Source organism: Phocaeicola fibrisolvens, assembly GCF_025567125.1.
Taxonomy (GTDB): domain Bacteria; phylum Bacteroidota; class Bacteroidia; order Bacteroidales; family Bacteroidaceae; genus Phocaeicola; species Phocaeicola fibrisolvens.
Genome location: NZ_JAOQJI010000001.1, coordinates 23,641 through 50,056 on the forward strand (window position 1 = coordinate 23,641; position 26,416 = coordinate 50,056).

Here is a 26,416-nt window from a genome sequence, read left to right on the forward strand (position 1 = left end):
GTTAGCCTACCAGAGTTCAATTACAGGTTGTATTTGCAGATAGTCCGGCATACACATTCCTATCGTAGCTCCAATATAGGTTGGGTCTGAAATATAATATTTTTTCCCTTTATATGAATAGTTGACACCTTTTATGGGATATGAAAATTCAACGGCTGTACATTCATGTCCCGGGAAGTTTATCAAGTGGCAGTCAATGTTCAATACATTCCTTACTAAATACGCAAAGAATATGGAACGGTCTTCACAATCACATGCTGGATAATATAAAATTTCTTCAAGAAAGAAGGGCTTTTCATAACCAAATTGCTGTTTATCGGTTGCATAGCGGAAAGCATATTGAACGAAATGGAGTAATGCATTTAATGCTTCCAATTTTTCGAGTCCGGCTAATTGTGTTTTTAGTTGTTCTACGATGTGTTGTCGTACATCATCTAGTAATGTGGACGTTGCATAAGTAGGTATCGGCATTTGAGGATAATGTGTTAACATGCTGATTAAGGCTTTTGATATTGTTCCGTTAACAGATAAATTGCCGTCTGTCAATTGGAATTCGATGGGTTGAATATTGGGAAGAGCAAGAGGAGTCTGAAATGACAAATCTATGCTTTTCCTGGTAGAAAATCGTTCTGGAAGATTACAAGTAGAGATGGAAGGAAGTTTTTTTTCTTCTGCTTTTGAATCGTAAAATATATAATATTTATTTCCTCCTAATTGAAGATATGTTCGTGCATATACAGTTTGTTCAAAAGGTATCATTAGCACGAGTTGTTTTTCTTTTGTAAGTCCTAATCTGATGTTATATCCCATGTATGTGAGTATAAAATGACGAAAAATGATGCGTGTATTCGGAGTGGAAGAAGCTAACCATTGATCTATATAACAGCGAATCAGTTCAGTTCTCAACCAGTCATTTAAGACAAGCTGGTCAGCTATGTATTTCAGTTCTGAAATTAAATATTTGTAGTCGTTTTCTTTTAGAAGTTTATCCCAGTAATCACTGATTGCTTCTGGTGTATAGGAGGTAAGTGAAAAAGGTTTGTTGGGTTCTGGCAATTGAAGGGGAATCCCATAGAAGGATAATTCGAAATATTTCTGAGAATCATCATGCTTAGGTTTCCTTGGTTGGGATATAGGAAGTGTAGGTTGCTTGTCTGGATTGGGTATTTGAAAGGAGACAGGATCCAATTGTATTGGAACGGATGGTTGTGCTTTGGGGGAGAACTGGGGCTGTCTGTTAGGCTTGGGACAAGAATCCGAGGTGATACCACGAAAACTTTGATATTCCTGCCATACTCCTTTCAAGTATTTAGCATATTCGTTGAGAACGTGGGTGCGGTGGGCTGAATAACGTCCTAATACACCTTCGCGAAATTCCTGAAATGAGTTATTGGGGGTTTGTGCAAAGAGTTCTCCTATAAAACATAACATGATAAATATCCCTATATATTTCTTCTGCTTCATTTTTATGATATTAAAAAAGCGTCGAGATGTATGATTGTTCTAAGAAAAACGTTTCAATACCTCCCGACGCATAAATTAAATTTATAACCTGTAGGATTATTCCCCGTTTACTCCTTCTTTTATAAATTCACTGATTTTTCCTGCATATTTCTGTGCTGCGGCCGATTCTTTCATTGCATTTTCGTAAGCGCGGATACGGGCTTTAGTAGCGGCGCTTTCGCTTGCAATAAAATAGCTTTGCATTTCAAATGTACCATTTCCATTGTCACGTATGACAGAAAAACTGGGTTCAAGTTCTCCTTTGATTTCTTTCTCTACTTCCCGTTCGTAGGCAGCATAAAAATGTTCAAATTCGCTTTCTGCATTGGTTCCGTCTCCTGAGATGTCGGATACCACACGTCCTTTTACCTGGCTGCCCGCACGTTGTGCATACGTTACGACTGCATTATTGTATGCCATCTGTATACCTACATTTTTTGATTTAAAATTGGAGGCTACTCCTACAACCTCCACCGCATCCTCTCCCATGTTGGAAAGTTTGTCAAAATGCTTTAGTAAAATAACGTCCTCACTGCGTGATGTACCGTAGATTTTCCATCCACCTTTTTTGAATTCTTTTTGTTTGGCTTTGAACTCTTTTTTCAACGCTTTCTCCAGTGCCTTGTTCTGAGCCTGAACCTCAGCTGCTGGTACCATTAATAACAATGCCAGCAGAAATGTAATCAGATTTTTCATATTTTTATTATTTATCTTGTACTGGACGGATAATTGTTTCCTTGTTTTTTGTAGAATAAGAACTTACTAACGAAACATCTTTTTCATTAAAACCTAATGCATACATGGCTCCACTACCATCATGAATAGCATGGCACATACCAGACATGTAAGCTGTATCCTCAAAATCACGGAATTGCCAGTTTCCCGATGAATAATCGAATTGGGGAAAGAAAATACTATTTCCATTGGGCCCTATTGCCTGAAATCCATCAATATTTTTATAGATTATACGTTGCCATATACATTTGGTAATTAGTTCTGTAATTTCATCACGTGTAGGAAGACGCCAGTCTCCTCCGAGTTTTGCATGTGCTAAATCATACTTAGTGTTGCAGATATTTTCAGTTAATGGATCTTCATTGAACATTTCATCCCATCTAGTCTCGGCCCCTTGTTCTTCTGGATATTGAGCTCCTAAATTATATCCTCGCCATAATACTTTTAGTCCTAAGTCTACAATTTCTTCCGTTGAAATTTTTGCTTCAGCGGAGGTAGTAAATTTATTTACTTTTCCGAAATAGACTTGATTGCCAGCTTTTGCATAAGTACAGAAATAATAGGTAGTATTAATCAAGAGTCCTTGTAGCTCTACATCTATTTGGTCTTGATTATCAGATGTACACATAGCTCCTTCTCTTCTTATATTGGGATACTCTTTTGTGCCATACCATACTCCCCATTCTGTGAGGTTGACATTTGAGGATTTTACATAGCCTTGTCGAATAGAAGCGGATGTGGCTGTGATATTGGTACTTCCTCCAGTAATACAAGACACCCGACTATCATATACTGGGCGAATTGAGCAACCCCACTCACGAGGGGAAGTATTGCTATAATATTCATCTTCAGTTAAAAGGAAGTGTCTGACGTAGTCACCCACTTGGGTTTGTGTGCCAATGCGGTAAAACCCTTGTGCTCCTACATATCCTATACCTCCGTCGGACATCAAACGGCATCCGGCGGCAGGAAGGAAAATACTGTTTCCATTAGGACCTGTCACTTTGTATCCATGTACATTCTTATAAACGACCCATTCCCATGAGCATTTAGATTTTAATGTATTCCATTCGTCTGCTGTTGGTATACGATAGTATTCACCTAACTGATACCAGGCTGCATCATATCCACTTCCGCTAATGCTGTCTAATTTTGGGTAATCATCTCTATTCATGGACGAAATGCCATGAGGGTCTCCCCATCCATAATACTTTCCTGCTTCTTCAGGTGTATTACTGCCTAGATTACAGCTGGCCCATTTTACATCGAGGCCTAAATCAATAATATCTCCTTCCGTGATTTCTATGTCTTGTGTACGGAAAGTGTTAATTTCGCTTAGATATCGTTTCCCTGCATAGACAAAACAAGCTGCATAGTAATAATTGGTCCCAGGTTTCAGCCCGTCTACAACTGTAGAGAAAGAACCGTCTGAGTTTATTTCTAGACAAGGGTATAAGTCGATAGTTTCTAGGTTTGCATCTGTTTCTGATACGACAAAACCCAGCATATCTTGAGTGGCTTTAATTTCCTCTGAACGGAAGCTCCCGTATAAATCCACGACATACTGATTGCGTGCTACTGCATTTTCGGTTGTTAGGGTGAATTCTGCTGATGCTGTAGTTACATTCAGTTCTTGCTCTATGATTGGATCTTCGGAACCATTGGCCCATATACGGATTGCCACTTTATATTGTGTATTTGCTGTTAATCCACCGAATTCGAGGAGATATGTATCAGAGGTACCATCTACTAAAGACGGAGCTCTTTCATCTTCAACTTTCCAGTTACCTCCTTCGTTTTTATACAAGACAAAATAGATGTTATCTATTTGGGCTCCTCTAATATCTAATTTCGCTTGTACTCGAATCATGTCATATCTTACTATAGGAGATGAAATTTCTTTGATGGCTACGGTCGTTTTTCCTCCGCTCCAGTCATAAGGGTCTTGAGAGCACCCGTAATACAACGTTGATACTAGAATCAACATTAATAATTTAAAATAGGCTTTCATAAGTTTTATTTTTATTCGTTTTTCCATAATTGCATGAACAAATCCTTTTGGAAACTATTTTGGGTCGATTCACTTTCTGATAAAGTGTGGCATAATGTATTGAGACATTCGTCTTTTCTAAGTTGTAAGGTTATACAGACCGTGTATTTCCCTTTTTGTTCACTTATGACAGACTCATCAGTTATCTTGGCTCCTTTTAATAGCATTTTGACTGCCATTTGAGTTTCTGTAATAAATTCATCTGCCGACTCACCTGTGTTGGTTTGGTTTCTGATATAACTTTCTGATACATTTTTAATTTTTCCATTAATCATTGTAGCCAAAAGATTTCGGGCATGAAGCATTGCTTTTTGCCTGGCTACAGTTACAGAAGATGCACTTGCAGTCTGAGTAGCTACAAAATAATTCTTGTCATTATCGGCTCCCCATACTGTAAAACTTTGCAGGAGGTATAACAGTAGAAAGATCAGGCTACTTTTTTTCATGTGCTATTTCTTTTAAGTTATCAATAATCAAATCGACAATACTCATCTGTAAGTCTGTTTTACGTACTCGGTTTTGTTGTAACCAACGGGCAAATTCAGCAGAAGTCACTGAAGGAAGTTCACTATAACCTTCCGGTAGTTTCTGATTTTCTCCTTTTATGTTAAAGAAGAAATCTTTTGTAAAAGGAGTTTCCGAGAAAAGGTAATAAATACGTATGACATCGTATTTTTGGTCGGTCATCAGTTCCAGCTCATCTACAGTTTGTCGGTCTTTATAGGGAACAGCAGAAAGGTCGAAAAATGAATACCATTGATTGGCTTCAATTTTTACATCATCATCTTTCTCAAAAGCAGCATAAGGCAACATTCGAAAAGCATTCTCTCCATTATCCATAAATAAGACAAGGTGCCCAGATTTTGTACTCCGAAAGCGGGTAATGAATAAATCTCCTTGATGGAAGACCGAATCATTCCCCACCGTCAGATGAGTTTCAGAGTCCTGAATTTTTTGTTCTGCAATGATTTGCTTATGTCCATTCAGTATCTGAAACTCAAATTGAGGTAGTATCTGATTAAGAGGTTGCGCATATCCTTTAACTCGGCAGGTCCATTCCGTTGCGGAAACTTTCTTTTTTAAACGTCCCCAACGATTCATTCGAAGAATTTCTGTTTCATGGGAAGTTAAACTGGGTTCTGCCAGATTTGCCTTCCAGATACCTTGTGGAAACTGGGAGGTTAAATCCAGATAATGTTCATAACTATCTAACTCACCTTCATAACTTTTCATAAAGTTTCCGTATGTGATAGAGGTACCGAATTTTTTCTCAATGGCTTCCTGTTGGGCCATATTGATTAAATCTGATTGCTTGAAATCTTCTCCGTCGGGAACTTTAATAGAAGTGGTACCTTCTACTACTACCCAGTCGGATGGAGGAGTACCTTGAAATACTTGGGCTTGTGTGTAATTGCTCCATACTGTTACACACACTGCCCAAAGTATTATTTTATTAGCTAATTGCCGCATATATATTGATTAGAAGGCATTTAAACTAGAATGTTTTTTTAAGAAACGACTTCCGTTGAACCAAAAGCCAATTGAAAGGCAGTGAGCGGATTTCAATCTATTACCATAATCACCATCCGTTAATGTCTTAGCTAAACTTAAGTTCTTATAACCGATACGGAAAAAACCAAATTCGAATCCAGCTCCAAATTGATAGCCTAAATGAGTGGATTTTATGAGGGAATCGCTGCTAAAGAAGTTGAATGAATCTTCACGTCCACTGTGTATTGCATAAAAAAATGTTCCACCTCCATTTAGATAAAAACGGATTTTGTTAGAAAGAAGATATTTAAATTCAATTTCAAAAGGTATGTCAATTCCATATGCTCTAGTGAAGGTATTTCCTGTTTCTGTATTAAAACTACTACAATCTTCTGCCCACATAAATCCAGCACCAGTGCGCAGCGAAAGTGTTAGCCAATTGGGAGTCCATTGGCGTGGCAATAAATAATCTCCCATGATGTTAGCTTGATGTACCCAACGTCCTGTGTTATCTTTTCCCATAAAGAAACCCTCCGGATCATATAAATATGCGGGATGTACTCCACTTCCTCCTTCAATTCCAAAACGCCATTGTGCATTGGCATTCAAAGAAAAAGCCCATATCATACACAATATACATACGATTTTTATATATATTTTCTTCATTGTTTTCAAACTTATTTTTGTTGAACTTAATATTTTACAAATACATCATTTTTACGTGCACTGACTTGAATGACAGGATCTTGACGAACTTGATCACCTTCCAGTTCTTTTACTAGATAAGGTACGCCAGAACTTTGAGTATCAGATAAGTATTTATATAGCTCATCGAAAGAAAGCACTCCATCACCATTTAAGTCTGATTTTGCTTTATCTTGCATTGCTTTGAACAAGACGTAAGAGAACAAACCATGTTTCTTTTCCTTGTACCAATTGGCATATTGGTCTTCACCTGACGCTGAAAGTATCACGAATTTAGCCAATTTATCAGGTTTGGGACGGCGTACGAATTCAGTGGCAGATGCTTCCATGGAAATTTCCTGTCCAGAGAAACAAGCATCTGTAATGACATTTACTTTATCTATTGGTAGTGCACTCAATATACGGTAGATGCTCTGTAATGAGGTGGCTTGTTCTTTACAACTTTTCGGATTGGAACGAACTCCCAATAAATAGGGTTCTCCCATGAAAGGATATCCATGTCCGGAATAATAGAAATATACTTCTTTACTTCCTGTGGATGCAACTAATTTAGCCAATTCACCTTCTTGATTGTCTGTTCCGAAAATATCATCAAAATCTTTTTTATCAGCATTGGTTTTAAATAGAATATTTTTCTCGTCTAATCCGAGGGTTTTAACCAAATAATCTCGCATGGTAGTCGCATCATTCACTGCATATTTTACAGGACCAACTTTCGTGCTGCCTTGCTTTCCTGTTGCTACCTGATAATCGGTATTACCGATTACTACAGCTACTGCGTTTGATTTAGCTGTTGTTTCAGGAATGTTTGTATCTACCTCTGATGTTCGTTCATATACATTTTCTTTATATGATGCGATTTCCGGATAGTCTTTTTGGAATGCATTATGGATGGTTACTTCTACAGCTACACGGCGATATTTAGCTCCTACTTTGTCTGCTACTTCTGCGAAATGCTCATAATGTACATTTGCTACACGGAATGCACCAATATGTTTTTGCATAAAATTCTTGATATCCAGTGTACGTAGATAAGCTAATTGTTCATTACTGCTGATTCCGTCTTTGGTATTGACTGATACATAGCCGAATGAACCGTTTACAAAATACTCAGCATCTTGAATATCTCCAAATGCTCCGTCATAAGCAACTGCGTTACGGAATGGGCTGGCATCTGTACTTCCAATAATCTTTACTGTTACTTCTGTTCCAGGTGCGATATATTGTTCCAGTTTGGATTCAATTGTACTCTTAATAATACCTGCTGTTTGAAGGGCTGCTTGGGAATCTTTCAGCCGATATTTCCCTGATGGCCAGTCTTCTGTGCCTTCATCGATTCTCAGTTTCTTTAAATGTTCAGAAAGGACCTGAACATCATAACGAACCTTCATGTTATATTCTACCTGTCCATCTTTTTTTACTTCAGGCATTACTTCCGCATTGACATCTACTTGTGTGTTTTCTGTCAATTTCTTCTGTGCACGTAACTCTGAAATCATGGTTGCTAAAAGCTCTTTTAAGTCTCCTTTGATTTCATTGGTTACATCTTCTGCTTTCTTGACAGCTTTTTCAACAATTGCTATTTCTTTCTTTGGCTCTTCTTTCTTCTTGACGTCCATCCATAAAGGATAATAGGGAACCAAAGCTAATTCTTGGGTACGTCCGTAGGCACGTCCACCTAATTCGAAACGATGTTTGTCATTTCCAATTGTGACATAAAGAGTGGCTGTGCGATTCTTTTTTAATGATTTCCTGAGTGGTATATTGATTTCTCCTTTCAGAATGCCATCTTTTGTTAAGGTTAAAGTTTTTGATGGTAGGGCTTTATAGGTTTTTCCTTTAATTTCCAATACGATGTTCTGTTCTGCATTGAATGTGATGTTATTTCCTTTTTGTAGTTTTACCTCAAGTAAGAATGTCATCATTCCTCGATTGGGTTTTCTTCCAAAATCAGAAATCACACAGTAACTTTCCGGTAAAACGGAAATTAAATCTTTTTGTTTCAGATTGGCAGTGACTTTGGGCCAGCTAGGATTGTTCATATCAAAGGAGGTTTCTTTGTCTGACTGGATATCCCGCCAACCTACATTGGGAAGGACTGAGGTTTTTATCGGATTTATGGAAGAAGATTTCTGTCCATATACAGTCATTCCACACATGAGCATAGAAGCGCAACATATCGTTGGAATCATGCTAGTTTTTTTCTTACCTTTACATTTCATTATTTAATATATTTAGCTTGTTGGAAGAATTGAATTAGCGCAGATTTAATTTTTCCATTAGGGTTCATTCCTGTTTGTTTATTATAGAATTTCAGTGCGCTTATTTTTTATTCTGAATTCTGTTTTCATATTTCACCTTTGTATACCAATAAACTTGATTATGCAATAACAGGATAGGGACTCTATTCATGATAGGAAAAGAATGGAGTTCTGCCTTATTGTATTCACAAAAGTAAACAACAGAAAATAAATGTAAAATAGTGAAAAATAAAGAAACCGATTAAATGCGTAATTGAGGCATTCAATCGGTTGAAAAAGGAGTTTAACTGGTTATAATTTTACAGCAATTTTAAGGCTTCTTTTATTTTGCTGTAATGACGTCGGCTGGCAATTAATTCCAGATTATTGAAAGGAGCATATAAGATGCATCGCAGCGTGCTGTTTTCAATGGAAGACAGATAGTCAATGTTAAGGATGCAATCTGTGTTGATGCGGATGAAGGAAGGATGTAAATTTAGGATGTCGCGTGCTTTGGTACTTAGTCGCAGGCGATGCTGTTTCATGTTTGTGAGTGTCATGTTCCAGCAACGGTTTTCGTTGGAGTACTGGAAATAGAGTATTTCGGAATCACGGAGCAGCAGCAGATTGTTGACCGTTTGCACGGCGAATTTGCAATCTTTATTGAGTAGCTGGTGCATGGCCTGTTCAAAATTAATCGGATTGTTGCCTTTTTCATGCTTTACGCGTTCTACAATCTGGAGCAGTTCTTCCGATTGGTAAGGTTTTAACAGATAGTCAAAGGCAGAGGCACGCAATGCGTCAATCATGTATTTGTCGAATGCGGTATAGAATACCACATGCATATTGTTGTACATATAAGGTCTGATTTCCTGCAATAATTCGATTCCGTTGGTTGTGGGAAACTCAATGTCGAGAAATAATAAATCGGGTTGATATTGGATGATACTCTTTTTGGCCTTTTGTGGAGAAGTCTGAGTGTCCAGAATATTTATTTCTGGATAAACGGCCAGGTCATCCGCCAAATTACGGATGGAATTGGGTTCATCGTCAACGATAATAGTCGTAATGCTTGTAGTCATTTGTTTAAAGTTTGAATTGATAGTTGAATGGAACGTAAAGGCTTACCAGTGTGCCTTTTTGGCCTTGGTTGGAAAGATTTTCGATATGGAATTCCATAGCTTCCGTATTTTTTCCGTTGAGCAGCTCTATGGTGCGGAATAACATTTTTAGTCCATTGCCTGTTCCTCTTTCTGAGTGGTCGCCGTGTCCGGGGTCGTATCCGCAGCCGTTATCGCGGATGTGGATTAATATTCCTTTTTCGGTTACGTCAATTTGTACCAGCAGGCAAGCATCTGCTGAGGGCTCACCGTCGAATGCGTATTTGAGTGCATTTTCTACGGGTATCTGTATACTCATTGAAGGTATGAGCATTTGCATGGGGACTGCAGGATTTATTTCCCATTTGGTAGTCGGCGTGTGGGGAGTGGTTTCCTGGCGTAGGGCGACATAGTTCTTTACCAGTTCTATTTCATCCTGTAAGGTGACAGTGATTTGGTCGAAGACCAACAGATTTCCGCGTAGTACCTGGATAAAAAGCTTTAGTAAGTGAGACAGGTCGGGATATTGTTTGAAAATCGGCATCACGGTGTTGAGTACGTTAAACACATAGTGTGGGGATATGCGGTTCTTTACGTTCTCCATACGTAGTCTTGACACAAGTGCCAGTTGCTGGTTGAATTTACGCTCGTTTTTACGGTTGATATGCACAATGATGAGTGCTGCACCCAAGATGGAGATAACCAGTAATGACAACACGAGTATCAGTGTGTTGCGTTGGGCAGAGAGCTGTTCACGGTTGTGGGCTATCATTACATCGCGTTTTAACAGGGTGGTATCCTGGCGGTAGCGGTAGTCTATTTCTGTGATGTTGTTGATATGGCGCAGGTTACGCATGGAATCATCATATTGGTTCATGGCTGCCCGATAATGGTAAGCATGGGCAAAATCACCTTTCCGGGCATAATATTCCATAAAGCGTTTATTGTGCAGATACATGTAAAGCGGACCTATTTTCAAGGCGTCGTATGGCTTGGACAGATAGTAGTTCACGCTGTCCAGTCGGTTTTCGTTTAATGCCAGTGCGGCTTGCAGACTATTGAGATAAAACATGACTTCTTCACTGGTAGTGGAATCGTTTTGAAAGTAGGCATAGGATTTATTCAAATAATAGTGTGCAGAATCGTTGCGGTTCATGAGTGTATAGATTTCTCCAATGTTGGCTTCAATCAGCGCATCATACGAGGGTTGGTTAAATTGCCGACACACTTCATAAGCTCGTTTGAAACATTGCAAGGCTTCGGGGTATTTCTCTTCAAAGTAATAACAGTTTCCTTTTGAATTGTAATAGATGTAGTTCTCGTAGCTGAGGCGTGGTTCCGGATTTTGTTCAGCCATGTCAAAATAGTGATGGGCTTGTCGGAAGTTATGCAAGTCGGCATACACTTGTGCCAGTCCTGTATAAATACTGAACCGGATACGTTCTGATCCCAATGAATCAACCAGCCATAAGGCGCGTCGATAATAGCGGGAGGCATTGGCTAATTCTCCCTTTTGTCTGTATTGGTCTGCCAGGTTGATGCAGATGTTTTCCAGTTCTGAACGGTCGTCCGATAACATCAGGGCGTCATACGCGTGATGCAGGCAGGCGATAGCCGAATCTCTTTGGGATAGTGCCTGAAGGATAGCGAAGCGATGGTTCCAGCATTGGGCAGCTAGCGCATTGCTATGAGGATGTGTCAGACAATAGTTTTCCACTCGCCGGTTCATCCATAAAGCACTGTCTGCATAACCTTGGAGAAAAAGGCAGTAGCTGGAGAATAATTCCAACTTGTAATAGGATGTGCTATCCGTTAACCCTGTTTGAGCTGTACGGAAGCGTTGTTCCATGAGTGTTGGATATGTATAAATGGAATCGTAGCGATTGATAAGGAAGGTGTCTATTGCATTCCGCTGTGTGTGGTAGGTGTTCTGTTTGGGTGTGCATGAGATAAACATGTATAGCAGCAGACCACATAAAATATACGCAGGGTGGTTATAGAAATGTTTGATATTCTTTTTCATATATCGATATATTTTACATAGAATAAATTCTTTATGATATAGATTATAACATGCCTTTTCTTATGCAAATATAAAATTTTTCAGAATCCTTAACAATGGCAGAGAACCGTTTTCCTATATAAATTAAGCTTACTTGGTAAAAAAATAAGTGTATATGGTCATTTATTAGGTTTAGAGTAGGATGTAAAATTTGATTGAGGTAAAACAAGTCTGCCATGGCTTAAATGGGTGATATTGAGATTTGTAGAAACGATGAAGACCTTTGTCGCAAACGGTTGTCTATTTTTTAGGGTTTCCTTGTGCAAAACGTAGGTTTCCCTTTGCGGAGATATATGGCTTCCGACACGTAGACGTATGTTTCCGCGTAGGAAGACATAAACAGTGACAAGAGGTTCTTCCTTTATCTTTTGGGCGTTTTTATGTTTGGAATAAGGAAACTGTTGTGAGGGAGCAGTTGGCAGATAAAACGAACGCCCCGGCTTGTGGAGGCCGAGGCGTTGCAGTTATTCGTATGTATGCTTTTATTTTATTCGCATGCAATGTAGCCTTTCACCGGAGTCATGATGAAAGTAAATTCATAGTCTCCGTAAGGCAACATGTATTGGGCTTCCGGCAGGGCACCCCAGCTGTTGACACAACCCAGACCCATCTGTGCCTTGTCAATCAGCAGGTTGGTCAGGTCGGCTTCTTCTACTTCGAAGGAGTGGCTCTGTTTCTTTTCCGTGCCGTCGTCCAAAGAAGCGATGGTGTAGTGGAGGGCAGAAGCGGAGAACGGTGCTTCAGCCACGAACATCAGTCCGTTGCCAGCCATGTTCAACTGTCTCCACCAGCGGATATCGGTCTTGGTTCCGGTTTCCTGCGGACGGATGTACGGATAGAACTGGTCGCTTACGTTCTGGTTGTAGATGCCCAGGTCGGTGCAGTGGTTGCGGTCGCTGTAGTTTTCTATCGGGCCGCGGCCATAGTAGGAAATCTTTTCAAAGGATTTCGGCATGACCATCTGCATACCGAAGCGGAACATCGGCGATACCTTGGCGTTCTTGTCGGCCACCATCTTCTGAGTTACCTTCACGGCACCTTCGTTGTTAATCTGGTAGGTGAGATACAGTTTGGCCGATACCTCTGTGAGGTCGTAAGTGGAATTTACCACTGCCAGTCCGTTTTCTACCTTGTAGTTGAAGTCGGTGAGCTTGATGCCCGGGTTCTTCCAAGCCGCATACTTGTTTTGCAGGCCGGCACCGAAGTCGTTGTCGGTCGGGGCACGCCAGAAGTTCGGTGTCAGGGCTTCCCCTTCTTTGAGCATGCTTACTCCATTTACATCATATTTGTCCAGATATCCGTTGCGTTTGCTGAATTCCATGTAGAATCCGTCGCCTTTCACGGCGATGTAGTCCGGATAGTTCGGGTTGATTTGCGGTTCAACCACCTGCTGGTTGGTAGCTGTTACGTTCTTCAGGTCCATGGCCGGAGCTTTGTACGGATTGAGTACCAGCTGGTCTTTAGCCACTACGGAGCCTGCCGGAAGCAAGCCTTCGCGGTTCTTCTGGATGTATTTCACATTGAGCAGCCATTCGCCGCACTGGCAGGTCTTGCCCAGGTCAAGTTTCACGGTGGCAGTCTGGTGAGGAGCCACGTTCAGGTTGTCCACACGTCCGCTACGGATGGCTTTTCCATCTTTCAGCACTTCCCATTCCAGTGCGTAGGCCGACAGGTCGCGGAAGAAGTTCTCGTTGTACACCTTGATTTCTCCCTTGGACAGATCACCCGCAGTGGTCCAGATGTTCTGGTAGAAGTATTGTACTTCGTAGGCGTGCGGGTTCGGTTTGCGGTCGGGGCTGATGAGGCCGTTGTCGCAGAAGTTCTTGTCGCCGGAATCGTCCATACGGTTGAAGTCGCCGGCATAGGCATAAATCATCTTACCGTTCTTGCCGGTCCAGCGGATAGACTGGTCGACGAAGTCCCAGATGAATCCTCCCTGGTATTTCGGATACTTGCGAATCAAATCCCAGTATTCCTTGAAGCCGCCTTCGGAGTTACCCATGGCATGTGCATATTCACACTGAATCAGCGGTTTCTGGTATTTGTCGTTCTTGCTATATTCTTCGCACCACTTGTAGTCGGCATACATCGGGCAGTAGATATCTGTCTTTCCGTCGATGCGGGCCTGTTCGTACTGTACGGCACGGCTTGGGTCTTCAGCCTTGACCCAGTCGTAAGCGGCTTCGAAGTTCGGACCGTAGCCGGCTTCGTTACCCAGTGACCAAAAGATGATGCTCGGGTGGTTGAAGCCACGCTGCACGTTGCGCTGGTTGCGCTCCAGGTGGGCTTTCTTGTAGCTGGGTTCTTTGGCCAGTGTCTCTTCGCCGTAACCCATTCCGTGGGATTCGATGTTGGCTTCGGCTACGACATAAATACCGTATTTGTCGCAGAGGTCATACCAGAAATTGTCGTCCGGATAGTGGCAGGTTCTCACCGCGTTGATGTTGAGCTGCTTCATAATCTGGATGTCCTGAATCATGCGGGCCCGTGAAACCACGTATCCGCCGTCGGGGTCCATTTCGTGGCGGTCGGCTCCTTTGAAGAGTACCGGCTGGCCGTTGACCAGAATCTGTGCGTTCTTGAGTTCAATTTTACGGAAACCGACTTTCACCGGTACCACTTCACTGGTCTTGCTGCCGTCTTTCAGGGTTGCACGCAAGGTGTACAGGTAAGGTGTTTCCGCACTCCATTTCTGCGGGTTTTCCACTTGCAGGGTGGCAGCCACCTTGCCGGAACCTTTCACTTCGGTAGAAGCCACGGTCTGGTTCTTTGCATCCAGCAGTTCCAGGCTGACATTGCCGTTTCCTTTCAGGTTCAGGGTGATGGCCAGTGAGCCGTTCTTGTATTCGCTGTCCAGGTCGGGAGTGACGCGGATGTCATCGATGCGTTTCTTGTTGCGGGTATAGAGGTAGCAGTCGCGTGCCACGCCGGTATAGCGGAAGAAGTCCTGGTCTTCCAGATACGAGCCGTCACACCAGCGGAACACCTGGAAGGCAATCAGGTTCTTCTGTCCCGGTTTCAGGTACGGGGTCAGGTTAAATTCTGCTTCCAGTTTGCTGTCTTCACTGTAGCCCACAAACTTGCCGTTCACCCACAGGTACATGTTGGAGCTGACAGCTCCGAAGTGAGCGATGATGTCTTTGCCGCTCCAGTCGGCCGGCACCATAATTTCCCGGCGGTAAGAGCCTACATGGTTTTGTTCGGTCGGTACGTAGGGAGGATTGTTTGCGAAGCGGCCACGCCATCCATAACCTACATTGACGTAGATTGGGTCGCCATATCCCTGCGTCTCCCATACGCCCGGTACTTGCAGGTTATCCCATCCCTTGTCGTTGAAGCCGACTTTCCAGAAGTCCGTGGGGCGGGCATCGGCGTTTCGTACCCAGAAGAACTTCCAAGTGCCGTTCAGGCTCATGAAGTTCTTGGAGTCTTCCTTGACTGCCTTGGCGGCCATTTCTGCGTTTTCATACGCAAAGAAGTTTGCGTGCATCGGTGCCCGGTTGATGGCATTAACCTCGGGGTCCTGCCATTCTTTGAACGTCTGTGCGCTGCCCGAGAGCACACAAGCACCTAAGATTCCTAACACTAATTGTTTTTTCATGGATTAATTATTTAATAAATAAATGATTGCTATGTGTTTTATTCAACCACCCAGGCTGGGTTATGTGGATAGATAACTCTTGGGTTGTAGTACATTTCTTCTTTATCGGGAATTCGAATGAGGTATTCCTTTCCGCTGTGGTTGGGAAGAGAACTCCCCCTTAACCACGGATTCATGCTCTTCAACAGACTGAAATTAATGCCTTGACTTTTGGCAAAGCGGGCAAGGTCGTCAATATCGTTGGTAACTTTGATTGTACGGTAAGGAATGGGGGGATACAAGTCGCTGGCTCGCAGACGGAATCCAAAGCGTTTGGGGTCGGTGAGCAGAAGTTTGGCTGCCAGGATGCGATATACATAGCGTGAAGTTTCCTCTACCAGATAGAGGTCAAGAGCATTGTCGGTATATTGTTTTTCCTGTTGCTGGCTGATTCTTCCCTGACCGGCATTGTAGGAGGCTGCCACGGTTTCCCAGTTGCCGAACTTGCGATAGGCTTGCTTCAGGTATTTGCAAGCCGCTACGGTTGATTTCTCCACATCGTAGCGTTCGTCTACGTGGTGGTTTACTTCCAGGTCGAAGTCGCGGGCGGTGCCGCTCATGAACTGCCACAGTCCGGCTGCTCCGGCTCCCGAACGAGCCAGCGGATTGACGTTGCTTTCGATGACCATCAGGTATTTGAAATCGTCGGGGACACCCTGTTCCCTTAAGATGGGTTCAACGATTGGAAAATAACGGTTGGCCCGCTTGATGATTTGCAGCGAAGTGCTGTGCATGTAAGTGAACGCCATCAACTCCCGATCCATCCGTTCCCGTCGGTCATAGCGCGTCAGGTCAATGTCGATGCCACAGAAATTAATGCTTTTGGGAACTTCTACGCAACTGTAGGTAGTGGATGAGGCTGTTTCTGTCTGTGCAGTGCAGGAGGTGGAAAACCCGGGTAACAAAAAACCGGTTACAAATAGAGCGGTTGTAAGTGATAAAGTGTATAAGCGTTTTGTCAATTTCATATTCAAGGTTTTCTTGTAACTGTCGGTCTTTTGTGAATCTGTGGCAAAAATAAGGATTTATTTATGTAAGTCAGGGGTATAATTTAGGCAAAAGTCAAGTAAAAATCGTTCAAAACAGGTTCGAGTTTACTTAATTCCCCGTTTGGCTATGCATATGTTGTGCTATTTTGAGCCTTTAAGGCACAAAAAAATCAACAGCTCTTTGTTTAAAAATCGCTCTAAAATACGAAATAAACTTTTGGGAAACGCTACCTTTTTAATTTATTTCACAAAATTGCAGTTCTCTGAAAGTTCATTCTTCCATGCTGAAACTTTTCAGGATAGTCTCTGGAATTTTGTCATTATCTTGGCGGTATACAATGGAAATATAGAAGCCGCAGCTTCCGTCTTTGGCCAGCAGGTAGCAATAGACGCATTTCTCTTCTTCGCAATTCCCTTTGAGCTGCACGCCGTGAAACTGTGGCAGCTCAAAAGGTTGCACGTCGCTTTGTGAGGTCACTTCATCGTCTGTGGCGATGGCTTTCAGTTCTTGTCCCAATTCTTCTTTTTTCATGCCTTCTCCTTCCAGCAATTGGATGGTGAGGTAGTAAGTATCGTTCCCGGCCAGATAGCCTTCGGAAGAATCATCTTCTACGGTAAGGTCGGACGGAGCCTTGAAGGATACTCCATACGAATCCCATCGGGTGGTTTTCAACTGTTGTGCGACTGCCGGAACGGCTACGGTAAAGAATGCAATCAGGATAAAGAATAACTGTTTCATGCTTTTCGTTCTGCTACTACTTTTCGTGCGTAAACTTCTTCTTCCTTATTAACCAGTACACAGACGTGTCCTCCCATATTGGCATAAGGAGAAGTGACAGCTGACAATGTTTCGTCTTTTAGCATGGCTTCTACACCGGCTGATCTCAACAAGCCCTTTACCAATTCAGCTTCCCAGAGGTCTCCTCTGAAAACTTCAATCAATGAATCGTAATCTTTCGCTTCCATAGTCTTTTGTTTTAAGGGTTAATAATTAGAAGTTCATTTCTCTTATATTCTATGTCAAAGATAACAAACTTTCGGAAATAAACATGCTTTCGGGCATATATTTCTTTGGCAGGGACGATTATTTCCTTTCGAAAGTTTTGAATGTCTGCCTGAAATTGTATTTTTGCGATAAACTGTAATCTGAAAATGGTGAAAATGAATCTGAATGAAATATTTCAATCCGTTCGGGCAGCATCCCGTAAACTGGCAATGTGGGATGTGGAAACGGTGAATGCACTTTTGTGTGCGGTGGCTGACAGGATAGAGGAGAAAACAGACAGTCTGCTGGAGGCCAATCGGGAGGACTTGCTGCGGATGGAAGTTTCCAATCCGAAGTATGACCGTTTGAAGTTGACAAAGGAACGGTTGTCGGGGATTGCGGCCGACATGCGTCAGGTGGCTGTGCTTCCTTCCCCGCTGGGGCGTGTCCTGGAGAGTTATACGGTGCCGAGCGGGCTGCGACTGAAAAAAGTGAGTGTGCCTTTCGGCGTAATTGGGGTGATTTATGAAGCCCGTCCGAATGTGAGTTTCGATGTGTTTGCGCTGTGCCTGAAAAGTGGGAACGCCGCTATCCTGAAAGGAGGGAGTGATGCGGATGCTTCCAACCGGGCTATCGTGCAGCTCATTCAGGAGGTGCTGGAGGAGTTCGGGGCCGACCCGCACGTGGTGGAGCTGCTTCCTTCGAGCCGGGAGGCTACGGCGGCGTTGTTGCATGCCGAAGGATGGGTGGACTTGATTATTCCCCGTGGAAGCAGTAACCTGATTCGCTATGTGCGTGAGGAAGCTACTGTGCCGGTCATTGAAACGGGGGCCGGTATCTGTCATACGTATTTTGACAAGGCGGGCGATCTGGTCAAGGGAGCGGCTATTGTCCACAATGCCAAGACGCGCCGGGTAAGTGTCTGCAATGCCCTCGACTGTCTGCTCGTACATCGGGCACGGCTGGCCGATTTGCCGGGCCTGTGCGCACCGTTGCAGGAAAGCCGGGTGGTATTCTATGCCGATGAGCCGGCTTATGAGGCCTTGTCGGGACGGTATCCGGTGGAACTGCTTCGTCCTGCCACGCCGGAGAGTTACGGTACAGAGTTCCTGGACTACAAGATGGCCATCAAGACGGTGGAGGATATTGCGGAAGCTGTATCGCATATTTATGCATACGGGTCCGGACACAGTGAATGCATTGTGACGGAGGATGCGGAAACGGCCAACTTCTTTACAAAGGCGGTGGATGCGGCCTGTGTGTATGTCAATGCACCCACTTCGTTTACCGATGGAGCTCAGTTTGGTCTGGGAGCAGAAATAGGAATCAGTACCCAGAAACTGCATGCCCGTGGCCCGATGGGATTACGGGAGATGACTACCTATAAATGGATTGTAGAAGGCGATGGGCAGGTTCGAAAAAAATGAATAAAAGAGAGATAGTATTGTATTTTTATAGTATATTTGCGAGGAAAAATAAATTTATATACACTTTTACGTATGAAGACTTATACCAATGTATTCGATTTGGGCGACTTGAAGACCGCCTTGGATGAAGCGTTCGAGATTAAGAAAGACCGTTATAAATACGAAGCGTTGGGCAAGCATAAAACTTGTCTGCTGATATTCTTTAATAATAGTTTGCGTACGCGATTGAGTACGCAGAAGGCAGCCCGCAACCTGGGCATGGATGTCATCGTGCTGGATGTGAATCAGGGTGCCTGGAAGCTGGAAACCGAGCGTGGCGTGGTGATGGATGGCGACAAGAGTGAGCATCTGCTGGAGGCAATTCCGGTGATGGCTTCTTATTGCGATATTATCGGCGTACGTTCGTTTGCTCGCTTTGAGAGTCGGGAGGACGACTATACCGAGAAGATTCTGAACCAGTTTATCCAGTATTCCGGCAAGCCGGTATTTTCCATGGAAGCGGCTACGGGACATCCCTTGCAGGCTTTTGCCGATTTGATCACGATTGAGGAATACAAGCGGACCGAACGTCCGAAGGTGGTACTGACATGGGCACCGCATCCGCGGGCTCTTCCGCAGGCTGTACCGAACTCTTTTGCGGACTTTATGAATGAGGCCAATGTGGATTTCGTGATTACACATCCTCACGGTTATGAACTCGACCCGAAGTTTGTGCGGGGCGCGAAGGTGGAATATGACCAAAAGAAGGCGTTCGAAGGAGCGGAGTTCATCTATGCGAAGAACTGGGCTTGTCCGGGGGTAACTTGTCCGGAGGATTACGGAAAGATTTTGAGTAAGGATATGAGCTGGACGGTAGATACGGAGCACATGTCGTGGACCAACAATGCATTCTTCATGCACTGTCTTCCGGTACGCCGTAACATGATTGTGTCGGATGACGTGATTGAGGCTCCGACTTCACTGGTCATTCCGGAAGCTGCCAACCGGGAGATTTCGGCTACGGTAGTGTTGAAGCGTATGCTCCAGAGTTTGTAATAATCAGCACTAAAATAAATGCCGTGACGGGCGGAGGGATATTCCCTCTTGTCGGTCACGGCATTCTTTTATCTTATCTGCTTTTTATCAGTGTGAATTGCTTGGGGTCTGTCTTATTGCTCAATATCCTTGCCCAGTTCTTTCCAGCCTTCAAACCCTTTGTCAAGATTATACACCTTGAAACCTTTCTTGACCAGTAGTTTGGCGGCATTCCGGCTGCGGCGGCCACTCTTGCAATAGACGGCTACCGGTTGTTCCGGATCCAGCAGTTCATCGGCGTTGGCCGAGAATTTCTCATCCAGCACGTTGATATTGATACTGCCCGGAATGTGACCTTCACTGTATTCAGCCACGGTCCGTACGTCTACCAGCTGCACTTGGTCGTCGCTGATGAAACGTTCAAACTCGTCGGTGGACAGGTTCTTGAAGTCATCGCCTGATTTTCCTTTGCATGCCACCATGGCTACGGCGAACATGCATATAAAGAACATGAAATAAATCGTCTTAATCATAAAGTTGAGTGTTAGTAAGTGAATTCGTAGCTTACAAAGCCTTTCTCGTATGTGTTGATGCGGAGAATCACCCGGTCTCCTTGTGCAAGCCGTCCTTCATAAGCCCATAAGGGTATGGAAAGATAACTCTTGCGGGTAAACGCTTCATAGTCACCGTTCTGGTTGTGATAGAGTGTCAGGTGAAGTGTCCGGCTGCCGTCCTCGTTGTCGGTGATTCCGTCTTCCATGAAATGGAAGATATGGCTCTTTTCTTTGGCCATAGGCAGCAGAATCAGGTTGAGGTAGTTACCTGATTTCCATACGCTCTGTATGTCTAGTGGATCGGTCTTGGCGATGCCGTCCGGTAGCTTGTCGACTGTTACCGGCTTTACAGCGATAATCAGTTGGCAGGAATACAGCAAAGCCGTCGCATTTCCCTGCGCATTCATTTCCTTGGGCTCATAGATGGATACCGTCCGGTAGGTTGAATCAGGCGTCAGTCCGTCTAAACCGTCCCGGTTGAGAATCTGCAACGTCTCTCCCTTATCGGTGATAAGGTCTTGAAGTGTTCCGTCCGCGTCTGTCGTTACGTCGATAAAGGTACTTATCACGTTGGGATAGACGTATTCATCCTCTTTGCATGCACCTAAAAAAAACAGGCAGAAGAACGCGCTTAAAAGGATACGGACCCGTTTCATGCTTCGGTGGCTTTCAGATAATTGATAGCCGGGTTGGCATACATTTGCAGGATACACCGACGGAGGAAAGCTTCGTCCTTATTGGGCAACTGAATCAAATCCAGTTTCTGTTGCAGATAAGTTTCGAAACGTTGCTTTTCTTCCAGTGTATATTTACCGGCGAAGGTATCGGTGTCGTTCAACAAATCACAGGCTACGTAGTTTCCCGGATACATCCGGTAGCTGCGATGGATGTGCCGATCGATCAGCGTAGCCAAGCGGTTGAAGATTTCCGTCTTAGGTAGTCCCCGCAGCGTTTCCAGTTCCTCGTTGAGGCACGGAGCCGTTTGGAAATGTACGCGTCCCTTGTAACCGAAAATACCTGTCTGCATGTTGGTCAGGTCATCGGCCTGGCTTTTCTTGAAATTCTCCGAGTCCCGTTTCTGCTGCATTTCCTTTGCCTTCAAGAAGTCACACGGGTCATACTCGTACGACAGGGCCACAGGCACGAGGTTTAGTTCTTTCAGTCGATCTACGATGTCGCCTTCTCCTCCCATGGCCAGCATTTTCAACACACTTTCCTGGGTACGGTCGTTGGAGTCCTTGGCTCTTCCTTCACGCTGGGCAATCCACACGTTTTCCTTTTTCTGGGTCACGGCAAAATGGATGTAGCGCGACATGCGGGCCGACGATTCCAGCATCTGCCGCATGCTTAGGGTACGTTGCACGATGAAGGCCTTGTTCACCCGGACCAGTTTCTTGATCCACGGATAAATCAGCAGGTTGTCGCCGATGGCAATTTCCACGGTATTGGGAAAACCGTTATCCAGCAGGCCGACAGATAGAAATCCCGGGTCGAGCACGATATCCCGATGATTGGAGATAAACGTATAACTCTTCTGTTTGTCGGGCAGGGAAGAGGCATCCAGGTCGAATCCGTCGCTATACTGCTGCATGATATCGTGGAGCAGTTTGTGAAAGAAAGCTTTCTGCACGTCCAGATTGGTCTTGCACTGACGTAGCTGTGCTGCAATCATCTCCATGGGGACACCCGGCATAACGGACTGAATAACAGTCTGAAAATCCTTGTCGGCCAGCAGCTCCTCACAGATTTGCGGTAACTCTTCAGGGGTGTACGGACGAATGTCGTTAAATTCAGCAGGTATGTTCATGATTTTGAATGTCTTGTTCTTTCCAAAGATACAAAATTAATTGAAATGGTCTTCAATAATGTCGGTCATTACGTCTTTTATATCCAGTCCGGCTGCACGCACTTGTTGGGGAATGAAACTGGTAGCCGTCATGCCCGGAGTGGTATTGATTTCGAGCATGTTGATTTTCTCACCTTCCGTGATGATGTAATCCACGCGGACGATACCCTTGCAACCCAGGATGTCATAGATGGCGGAAGTGAGCTGCTGTACGCGGCTGGTTAGTTCCGGACTGAGGCGTGCCGGGGTGATTTCTGTCACTTCTCCTTTGTATTTGGCGTTGTAGTCAAAGAATTCATTCTTGCTGACTACTTCGGTAATCGGGAAGACTACAGAGCTCTTCTTCGTCTTGTAGCATCCGTTGGCCAGTTCGATCCCGTCCATAAAGGCCTCAATCATCACATCGTCCGATTCCTTGAAGGCTTCTTGCAAGGCCGGTTGGATTTGCTCTTTGGTTTTTACCTTAGTCACTCCGAAGCTGGAACCGCTGGCATTGGGCTTGATGAAGCAAGGCAGGCCGATTTTGCTGATGACCTCCTCGTCGCTGATACCGTGGCGTTTGTTCACCAGCATGGATTCAGCTACTCGTACGCCGAAACCTTTCAGATACTGGTTCAGGGTGAACTTACTGAACGTCATGGCCGATACCAGCACGTCGCAGGTAGAGTAAGGGATGCCGATCAGTTCGAAATACCCCTGCAGGATACCGTTTTCTCCCGGTGTTCCGTGAATGGTAATATAGGCAAAGTCGGGGATGATTTTCTTTCCGTGGTCCATAAAGCTGAAGTCGTTCTTGTCCACCTTGGCACGGCTTCCGTCGGAAAGGATGGCTTCCCAGTGTGCTTTGGTCAGTTCCACAATATAAAGGGTATATTTTTCCTGGTCGATAAAAGAGTAGATACCCTCTGCACTTTTCATGGAGACTTCGTGTTCGGAAGAGTCTCCTCCTGCTACAATCGCAATTGTACGTTTCATAATTATTCTCTGTTACTGATATATGTTCTCCATCGTTCCAGCAGACAGGTCATGTCTTCAGGCAGTTCGGAAGTGAAAAACATTTCCTCTCCCGTGCGGGGATGTACAAACCCCAGTGTCTTGGCATGCAAGGCCTGACGGGGACAGATTTCGAAACAGTTGTTTACAAATTGTTTGTATTTGCTGAAATGAGTTCCTTTCAAGATTTCATGACCGCCATAGCGTTCGTCGTTGAACAGCGTGTGCCCGATATATTTCATGTGTACGCGAATCTGATGGGTGCGTCCGGTCTCAAGCACACATTTCACCAGCGTGACGTAGCCCAGCCGTTCCAGCACCTGATAGTGAGTGACGGCATGTTTTCCCTGAGTCGGGTCGGCCATGACGGCCATCTGCATCCGGTCGCGCGGGTTGCGTCCAATGTTGCCCACGATGGTGCCTTCATCCTGTTCCACGATGCCCCACACCAAGGCATTGTATTCACGCTTGGTGGTTTTGTGGTAGAACTGTAATCCCAGGCTGGTTTTGGCGTCCGGTGTCTTGGCTACGACGAGCAAGCCTGACGTATCCTTGTCGATGCGGTGCACCAGTCCCACTTGCGGGTCGTTCGGATTATAGGTCGGCACGTCGCGCAGATGCCAGGCGATGGCATTAACCAAGGTGCCGTGGTAATTGCCGCAGCCCGGATGCACCACCAATCCTGCTGGTTTGTTCACTACCATCAGGTCGTCGTCTTCATACACGATGTCCAAGGGAATATCTTCCGGAATGATGTCGTTCTCGTAGCGCGGACGGTCCATCATCACGGTCAGTACATCCAGCGGCTTTACTTTGTAACTGCTCTTCACCGGTTTTCCGTTGGCCATGACAAAACCGTTGTCGGCCGCTGTTTGAATACGGTTGCGTGACGCATTGACGATGCGTTCGAATAAATATTTGTCGATGCGGACAGGAGCCTGTCCTTTGTCTACCACCGTACGGAAATGTTCGTACAGTTCCGGTTCGCCTCCAATCGGCTCAATGTCGTCTGGCGTTTCGTCTTCCAGTTCGTAATCAATCAAATCTTCTGCCATTTTTAATTAGGGAGGTTAGAACCAAGAGTCATCCACCTCAGCCTCGCTGCTTTCAGATGCTCCTTCACTTATCATTACTTGTGTAGAATCCATGGCCAGTGAATCGCGGATGGCCGTGTTGCCCACGCACAAGGTCAGTATGGCCTCGTGTGGAATCTTGTCGCCGCTCATCAGGCTTCTGCCTCGGTATTTGATGCCGTAAATCCAGTCTTGTTCTCCTGAAACGTATTCTGGTTCCGTCAACCGGAAGCCCATGGCTTTCAGTTTGGCTTCCGCCTGTCGGAGGGAACTGTTGTCAATCAGGTCGGGCAACTTCACCAAGGGCACCTTCGAAGTGGTGACGGTCAAGTAAATCGTACGACCTTCCTTTACACGGGCTCCTCCTGCCGGGTTCTGGTCCAGTATCATGCCGTCGGGAAGTCCTTTCACATAGCTGGAATCCACCACCAGTCCCTCTAACTTTTGGTTATGAAGTGCCAGTTGGGCTTCTGCCAGTGACTTGTTCTTGACATTGGGTACCACATAGGCTTCTCCGTGGTGTGTATAGTGGTCAAGCCAGAGCAGGGTGCCCCAGCATGCACCGATAACGACCACAATCATGGCTATCAGGTTCAGCCAGAAAAAACGGTTCTGTTTGAATGAAAAGAATTCTTTCAGGGTTATCATGTTACGTCAAAGTCTATAATTGGGACAAAGATATAACATTTTGTTGGAATACGGGGGAGTAATCGGTGAAACCTATGTCTTTTTAACATGAAAACAGGCACTTGCCATAGAAAGGGTACGGGTGAAGGGCGTGAAAGATGTGGAGAGAAAATGCATGAGGAAGGAGGGCTTTTTCTTAATGCCTTTTAAAGCGGAGGTTGAAGTTCTTAATCTATGTTATAAAACATGTGTAAACGCACACAATACTTGCATAATCTCAGAAAGTCCGTACCTTTGCATCGTGTTTTTCATAGTATTAGATTTAAGGTTAACAAAGGTTGGAGTTCAGCGGAACTCCTTTTTTTTTGGAATGCTTTCATAATACACGTAGGATGTCCATCTTCGGTAAAGGCCCCAAGCGCATAAGTAGAAGGTTTGCATTCCGGTTCCCAATAGAATACCCCCTTGCAATATCCTTGGGTATTGTTTTGGGCTTCAGACAGGATGCGCCGGAGCAGTTTCTCTCCTTCTTCTGGTTGGGCCGATTCCATACCTGTTTCCACAATCATGACATCGCAGTTATATTTTTTGCCGACTCGCCGAATGTTTTCCATACATCCGTTGATAGCTTCGTCTGCGTTTGCTACTTTTTTGTATAAGACAGACCAGTAGGGGTAAAGCGACATGCCAATCATATCCCATTTCCCTCCGTATTGTTTCAAGCCATCGAAAATATAGTTATACAGGTTGTTGTCGAAACCGTTATCCAGATGTACGATGACAGTAGCTTCTGGAAAAATGGATTTTACAGCGTCGTATCCCGCTGTGGTGAGACCTGCGTATTGGGCCATCTGCGTACTGGCCCGGCCCATTTCCCATAAAAAGCCATCGCTGGTTTCATTGCCTACCTGTACCCATTTGGGAGTGATGTTGTGATTTTTCAGCAGTTGAAGTACTTCTTTGGTATGGGCAGCCAAGGCTTTTTTCATTTCCTCATACGACAAGCCTTTCCACGCTTGAGGTACATTTTGTTTGCCTGGGTCGGCCCACCAGTCGCTGTAATGGAAGTCTACCATCAACTCCATGTGGTTGGCCTTTACCCGCTTGGCCAGTTCCAGCATGTCTTCTTTGCTGCTCCATTTGTTTTTGGGGTTGACCCAGACACGCAACCGAATGGCGTTCATCCCCAGTTTTTTCATGAGTGAAGTACATTCTTGTTCATTGCCTTGGAAGTCATAGAAATGATGTCCTTCTGCTTCCAACTCTGTCGTCCAACTGATATCAGCTCCTTTGTAGAAAGTGGAAGTAGCAGTAGCTGTCTGTCCGTACAAGTGAATTATATTTCCCCATAAGAGGAGCATAAGTATGTTTCTTATTTTCAT

22 protein-coding genes are annotated in these 26,416 nt (G+C 44.4%); 2 read left to right on the forward strand and 20 right to left on the reverse strand.

What is annotated here, in order from left to right; all coding sequences use genetic code 11:
* Positions 1 to 6: 6 nt before the first annotated feature.
* From OCV81_RS00100 to OCV81_RS00160, 13 genes are all read right to left on the reverse strand, one after another.
* Positions 7 to 1,464, reverse strand: a complete 1,458-nt coding sequence (locus OCV81_RS00100; RefSeq protein WP_148327656.1) for a hypothetical protein — start codon at positions 1,462 to 1,464, stop codon at positions 7 to 9.
* Positions 1,465 to 1,560: 96 nt separating this feature from the next.
* Positions 1,561 to 2,199 (reverse strand): hypothetical protein, encoded by a 639-nt coding sequence (locus OCV81_RS00105; RefSeq protein WP_148327657.1) that lies wholly within the window; start codon positions 2,197 to 2,199, stop codon positions 1,561 to 1,563.
* A 7-nt stretch (positions 2,200 to 2,206) separates the two neighbouring features.
* The gene (locus OCV81_RS00110; RefSeq protein WP_148327658.1) at positions 2,207 to 4,249 is read right to left on the reverse strand and encodes a fibronectin type III domain-containing protein; all 2,043 of its coding nucleotides are present in this window, start codon (positions 4,247 to 4,249) and stop codon (positions 2,207 to 2,209) included.
* An 11-nt stretch (positions 4,250 to 4,260) separates the two neighbouring features.
* Positions 4,261 to 4,734: a hypothetical protein gene (locus OCV81_RS00115; RefSeq protein WP_262639812.1), complete on the reverse strand. Its 474-nt coding sequence runs from the start codon at positions 4,732 to 4,734 to the stop codon at positions 4,261 to 4,263.
* Positions 4,721 to 5,758 (reverse strand): hypothetical protein, encoded by a 1,038-nt coding sequence (locus tag OCV81_RS00120; protein ID WP_262639814.1) that lies wholly within the window; start codon positions 5,756 to 5,758, stop codon positions 4,721 to 4,723. The genes OCV81_RS00115 and OCV81_RS00120 overlap by 14 nt, the downstream gene beginning before the upstream one ends.
* A 9-nt stretch (positions 5,759 to 5,767) precedes the next feature.
* Entirely contained in the window at positions 5,768 to 6,445 is a 678-nt protein-coding gene (locus OCV81_RS00125; protein WP_148327659.1) for an outer membrane beta-barrel protein, read from the reverse strand.
* A 26-nt stretch (positions 6,446 to 6,471) separates the two neighbouring features.
* On the reverse strand, positions 6,472 to 8,676 hold the full coding sequence (locus tag OCV81_RS00130; protein ID WP_262639816.1) for a caspase family protein: 2,205 nt from the start codon (positions 8,674 to 8,676) through the stop codon (positions 6,472 to 6,474).
* 368 nt (positions 8,677 to 9,044) lie between these two features.
* Entirely contained in the window at positions 9,045 to 9,806 is a 762-nt protein-coding gene (locus OCV81_RS00135) for a LytR/AlgR family response regulator transcription factor (RefSeq protein WP_148327661.1), read from the reverse strand.
* Positions 9,807 to 9,810: 4 nt separating this feature from the next.
* Positions 9,811 to 11,847 carry a tetratricopeptide repeat protein gene (locus OCV81_RS00140; protein ID WP_148327662.1) on the reverse strand — a complete coding sequence of 679 codons (2,037 nt, stop codon included), beginning with the start codon at positions 11,845 to 11,847 and terminating at the stop codon, positions 9,811 to 9,813.
* Between the two features lie 526 nt (positions 11,848 to 12,373).
* Positions 12,374 to 15,487: a glycoside hydrolase family 2 TIM barrel-domain containing protein gene (locus OCV81_RS00145; protein WP_148327663.1), complete on the reverse strand. Its 3,114-nt coding sequence runs from the start codon at positions 15,485 to 15,487 to the stop codon at positions 12,374 to 12,376.
* Between the two features lie 38 nt (positions 15,488 to 15,525).
* Positions 15,526 to 16,494: a lytic transglycosylase domain-containing protein gene (locus OCV81_RS00150; RefSeq protein WP_148327664.1), complete on the reverse strand. Its 969-nt coding sequence runs from the start codon at positions 16,492 to 16,494 to the stop codon at positions 15,526 to 15,528.
* A gap of 292 nt (positions 16,495 to 16,786) precedes the next feature.
* Positions 16,787 to 17,254, reverse strand: a complete 468-nt coding sequence (locus tag OCV81_RS00155; protein ID WP_148327665.1) for an amidohydrolase family protein — start codon at positions 17,252 to 17,254, stop codon at positions 16,787 to 16,789.
* On the reverse strand, positions 17,251 to 17,481 hold the full coding sequence (locus OCV81_RS00160) for a DUF2007-related protein (protein ID WP_022054545.1): 231 nt from the start codon (positions 17,479 to 17,481) through the stop codon (positions 17,251 to 17,253). Before OCV81_RS00160 ends, OCV81_RS00155 begins: the two co-directional genes overlap by 4 nt.
* A gap of 195 nt (positions 17,482 to 17,676) precedes the next feature.
* Between OCV81_RS00160 and OCV81_RS00165 the strand changes: the two genes are divergently transcribed.
* Complete coding sequence (locus tag OCV81_RS00165) at positions 17,677 to 18,927, forward strand: glutamate-5-semialdehyde dehydrogenase (RefSeq protein ID WP_148327666.1); 1,251 nt, start codon at positions 17,677 to 17,679, stop codon at positions 18,925 to 18,927.
* 72 nt (positions 18,928 to 18,999) lie between these two features.
* The gene (locus OCV81_RS00170; protein ID WP_072541519.1) at positions 19,000 to 19,962 is read left to right on the forward strand and encodes a Rossmann-fold NAD(P)-binding domain-containing protein; all 963 of its coding nucleotides are present in this window, start codon (positions 19,000 to 19,002) and stop codon (positions 19,960 to 19,962) included.
* 113 nt (positions 19,963 to 20,075) lie between these two features.
* Here OCV81_RS00170 and OCV81_RS00175 read toward each other — a convergent pair whose 3' ends face one another.
* The 7 genes from OCV81_RS00175 to OCV81_RS00205 all read right to left on the reverse strand — a co-directional run bounded on the left by OCV81_RS00175 (position 20,076) and on the right by OCV81_RS00205 (position 26,416).
* Positions 20,076 to 20,474 carry a rhodanese-like domain-containing protein gene (locus tag OCV81_RS00175; RefSeq protein WP_148327667.1) on the reverse strand — a complete coding sequence of 133 codons (399 nt, stop codon included), beginning with the start codon at positions 20,472 to 20,474 and terminating at the stop codon, positions 20,076 to 20,078.
* A gap of 11 nt (positions 20,475 to 20,485) precedes the next feature.
* Positions 20,486 to 21,151 carry a NigD1/NigD2 family lipoprotein gene (locus tag OCV81_RS00180; RefSeq protein WP_148327668.1) on the reverse strand — a complete coding sequence of 222 codons (666 nt, stop codon included), beginning with the start codon at positions 21,149 to 21,151 and terminating at the stop codon, positions 20,486 to 20,488.
* Positions 21,148 to 22,302 carry a 1-acyl-sn-glycerol-3-phosphate acyltransferase gene (locus OCV81_RS00185; protein WP_148327669.1) on the reverse strand — a complete coding sequence of 385 codons (1,155 nt, stop codon included), beginning with the start codon at positions 22,300 to 22,302 and terminating at the stop codon, positions 21,148 to 21,150. Before OCV81_RS00185 ends, OCV81_RS00180 begins: the two co-directional genes overlap by 4 nt.
* 36 nt (positions 22,303 to 22,338) lie before the next feature.
* Positions 22,339 to 23,316 (reverse strand): D-alanine--D-alanine ligase, encoded by a 978-nt coding sequence (locus OCV81_RS00190; RefSeq protein ID WP_148327670.1) that lies wholly within the window; start codon positions 23,314 to 23,316, stop codon positions 22,339 to 22,341.
* A 2-nt stretch (positions 23,317 to 23,318) separates the two neighbouring features.
* Positions 23,319 to 24,389: an RluA family pseudouridine synthase gene (locus tag OCV81_RS00195; RefSeq protein WP_148327671.1), complete on the reverse strand. Its 1,071-nt coding sequence runs from the start codon at positions 24,387 to 24,389 to the stop codon at positions 23,319 to 23,321.
* Between the two features lie 15 nt (positions 24,390 to 24,404).
* Complete coding sequence (locus OCV81_RS00200) at positions 24,405 to 25,055, reverse strand: PASTA domain-containing protein (RefSeq protein ID WP_148327672.1); 651 nt, start codon at positions 25,053 to 25,055, stop codon at positions 24,405 to 24,407.
* Positions 25,056 to 25,342: 287 nt separating this feature from the next.
* Entirely contained in the window at positions 25,343 to 26,416 is a 1,074-nt protein-coding gene (locus OCV81_RS00205) for a glycoside hydrolase family 53 protein (RefSeq protein ID WP_148327673.1), read from the reverse strand.